The sequence below is a fragment of the Arenibacter lacus genome (genome assembly GCF_008711145.1).
Classification (GTDB): Bacteria; Bacteroidota; Bacteroidia; order Flavobacteriales; family Flavobacteriaceae; genus Arenibacter; species Arenibacter amylolyticus.
The window spans coordinates 1-3,818 of the sequence record NZ_VVIN01000121.1 but is presented as its reverse complement, the minus strand read 5'-3'; the positions used below and the strand labels follow the sequence as shown (position 1 = coordinate 3,818).

The 3,818-nt window shown below is 41.4% G+C and carries 3 protein-coding genes; 1 reads left to right on the top strand and 2 read right to left on the bottom strand.

The annotated features are described in order from the left end of the window. Positions 1-1,205 (top strand): hypothetical protein (locus tag F1E73_RS17685; RefSeq protein WP_191089052.1); only part of this gene is annotated, 1,205 nt, incomplete at its 5' end. Positions 1,206-1,330: 125 nt separating this feature from the next. Here the strand turns inward: F1E73_RS17685 and F1E73_RS16535 are convergent. After that, on the bottom strand, positions 1,331-2,443 hold the full coding sequence (locus F1E73_RS16535; RefSeq protein ID WP_150452596.1) for a Fic family protein: 1,113 nt from the start codon (positions 2,441-2,443) through the stop codon (positions 1,331-1,333). 89 nt (positions 2,444-2,532) lie between these two features. Next, the gene (locus F1E73_RS16530; RefSeq protein ID WP_086477459.1) at positions 2,533-3,747 is read right to left on the bottom strand and encodes a site-specific integrase; all 1,215 of its coding nucleotides are present in this window, start codon (positions 3,745-3,747) and stop codon (positions 2,533-2,535) included. Between the last annotated feature and the right edge of the window lie 71 nt (positions 3,748-3,818).

Here is a 3,818-nt window from a genome sequence, read left to right as displayed (position 1 = left end):
TAAGGGAAGCCTTCCAAAAGATCTATCGAGATTTGCGATACAAGCCCCTGTTCTCGGAGCATATCCTAAGAACGCCCCTAGATGTTTTGGTTAGGGAAATGATGAAATCGGAGCGCTTTCTCTTCCTTACAAAATACCTGCATACCGATAACCGAACCTTATGGAAGTTGATCGACTCCCACTACCATCCTTTCAGCGAGGAGCTATGTACCTCCGCCTATAACAAGGAAAAGCAGGAATTGCAAAAGAAGGCCGATCTCATTCTGCGGACTAGGGATCAGCTGTTCCAACGTACCCTGGACCAAAGGGAGGTCCTTGGTGTTCTTCTCCAAAGTCTGGGCGTACGACACCATGAGGGCATACTGACCTATGCGAATTCCAAGTTCCACCAAGTACCGATCGATCTGGGCGAAGACTTACTACAGTCGGGCGTAAACCCGTATACCCCTCCTGGTTTTGTACGCGAAAACGAAAAGCTGTTGGAAGGGCTGCTGCATGACAGATCCGTCAAAGAGATTAGACCAAGTCCCACCGCCATATTTCTACCTATGGTATTTCCCAAGCTCTATCACGCTATGGCCCCAACCTTTAGGGAGCGTTTCGATACCTTGGCCCTGCAGGTCTACCATCGGTATGCCGAACGAATGCAGGCGGGTTTTGAGAAATCCCCCAAGGACTACATCGCTTTTTTCAATGCCAGGGGCTTTTATTTTGAAGAGCAGGGTGGAAAACTCCAGGTGGGCTCGCTGTATTCCAAGTATAAGGTAACCGTATCGCTTTCAACGAAAATGCAGGACTATTTGCAATCGTCCCCTGAGCTTCCCAGTGCCATAGCCACTCAGCCGCTCATCCTAAATCATTTGATAGCCCAAGGACAGGACAATTTAAAAAGCCTTTGGATGGGCCACTTAATGGAACGTGGACTTTATAAACAGGCGGCATATAGTTACGTGTTGGACAGGATAACCCCCAATTTACCACCCGAACTAGTGGATCACCATATGGCAAACGGATTCAAGGAAGCTTTGGTAGCCGTTGCCACGGAGCGGGACCGCCAAATACAGGCCAATATGCTCCAGGCAGGTTATAACGCCTTGGAAACGCTCATGGACCCTACTACCTCCCAAGAGGAAGAAGCCTATAACGGGTTTAAGGACGAGCTTACAGATTATTCCAAATACAAAGGGAATTGGCTTGGGATGTAGGTTTAAGTAGTATAAATTCCGAAATTAAAGTTATAATCTATGGGTCCTTTTAAATTAATAAAGAAGTTATATGGTGCTTTTTTTATCTAATTAATTTAGGACGAAAACTTAAATCTTTATTTTAATTACGATTGCTTGAGTTGGAGCCAATAGCGCGTACCTTTTAATTCCCCCGTCTTGATCAGTATACCTTTTCCAACTAAATCTCCCAAATCCCTCGTTGCCGTGGATGCAGAGGTTTTAGCTATTTTGGTATAGTTGTCCGCGCTTAATCCCGCGATGAAACCTGTAGGTCCTGCCTCAAAAAGTCTTTTTACCACCTTAGCCTGTCGTAGGTTCATTTTGGAAGCAAAGCGGTCATAGAACTTGGCCTTTTCAATAATAAAGTCAATTGTCTTTAAGGTTTCTTTTTGTGCTTGGATTATGGTTTGACCAAAATAATGTAACCAGTCCGTTACCTCAAGAAATTTATTATTGGCTTCCAATGCCTTGTAATATGCATTTCGGTTGGACTCAATGGTTTTGGAAAGTGAAATTAAAGCGGGTTGTCCAATACTTACTCCTAGCGATTTTTCAGTCAATGCTCTTGCGATCCGTCCATTGCCATCTTCGAAGGGATGGATGCAAACAAAGTACAAGTGTACTAATCCAGCTCTCGCAAGGGGCAAAATTTCAGTGCTTTGGTGCGCCTTGTTGAACCATATCATAAAATTATCCATTTCTTCGGGAACAATTTCCGATGGAGGAGCTTCAAAATGTACCGTTGGTCTATCTAATCGACCAGAAACAACCTGTATAGGATCTTCATGGGTCCGGTACCTGCCAATATCGGTCAGATCACGTCTACCATTCGTTATCAACATATGCCAATGAAAAAGCTCTTCATGCGTTAAAGGCGTATCATAGTTTTGATATAGAGCTACCATCATCTCCGAAATCCCATACTCGGCAGGAGGCACTTTACGCCTGTCCGTGGTCAATCCCAAACTGTTCTTGATCGATGATTGGATACTGTCCCTATTCAAATACTCCCCTTCGATTTCCGAGGTTTTCATAGCTTCGTTCGAAAGCAATTCTACAAGAAAATTGTTTTTTTCTTCGGTTTCAAAATGTTTAAGAGCACCGATAACAGTACCGGTAAGTTGAGAAAATTGGTGTTCCAAATGAGCGATATCTTTTTCATTATATGAGAAAATTGGCCATTCCACTTTTTCCCAATTCCAAATTTTTCGAGCCATGAGCTATATATATAGTGAATATAGCTCAAACATACCCATTTTGTGGGTTATATTTAGGGCTTATATGGCCCAGAACTAGACAAATAAATTTACACGCTTAGTCTTTCCTGATATTCGTCCAAAATATGCGTCGGAAGATCTTTAATGTAGATTTCCGTGGTGCTAATATCACTGTGCCCAAGCATCTTGCTTAGTGCGTTGATTGGAACATCATTGAGGATTAGATTGGTTGCCATGGAGTGACGACTTACATAACTTGTTAGACGTTCTTCAATTTTACAAAGTTCGGCAATCTCTTTTAGGCGTTTGTTATAGCGTAATCTTTCCCATTGGATGTCCTTATGTTGATCACGGATTCCCTCGCGCTTTATTATTGGAAATATATGGGCAGTTTTGTTCTTGCCTTTTAAATAGTGATCCATAATAGAGGATAACTGTGGAGTTACCTTAATATCGTAATGTCTTGCGGTTTTTTGCCTGCGGTACTGAATGCGTCCATCTAGGATATTCTCCACTTTTAAAAAAGCCATATCAATAAATGAAATACCGTTCATAAGGTAGGAGCACAAAAAATAGTTCCTTGCATTGAATAATGGAGATTCTACCTCTAATTTTAAGTCCAAGATACGCCTAATCTTTTCTTTACTGATGGCGCGTTTGGCCGTTGGCTCGGATTTAATCTTATATTTTTTAAAGGGATAGGAATCCGGTGATACAATCCCGCGATGAATGGCTTTATTATATATGGCCCTATAGGTTCTCATATACATGGCTAACCCATTTAACCCATTGCCTTTTTTTAAGTGAGCTGTTTCAAATCGTTTAAGATAGGTGTAGGTGATCTCTTCAAAACGCAGAAACTCTTTTTTGTTGAACTTCTTCAATGGTCCAAGGGCGCATTTATAGGCTCTTGCATTACCGAACCGATTAGCCTCTTCCATTTCATGTATTAATTGCTGTGCAAAATCGAAAAAGGAAATAGTTTTGGCGGGTTTAATTAATGTGTATTTAAGATCAGTTACGCTTAATCCTTTCAGGCGGCCACTTGCTTCTAACTCGTTTATCCCATCCCTTAATTCTGTTTTTCTCTTGGCAAGAAGGTTATTTAATCGTGAAACGGAAGACACACCTTTGAAAGATTTTTTAACTTCACGATCCCTCTCATTCCAATATTCGAGAGGAATGGCGAACCCAGTTGGGATGGAAATTGTTTTTCGATGATGGCTCAATCGAAAAATAATGGGACAGGTGCCATCTTTTCGTTTTCGTCTGGCGTCTATGGAAAGTGTAATGTTTGTCCTCATATTTAAAGATACAAAAAATTTGCACTCAATTTGCACTCAAAATATGGTTTAATATGGTCTTATTTGGTTTT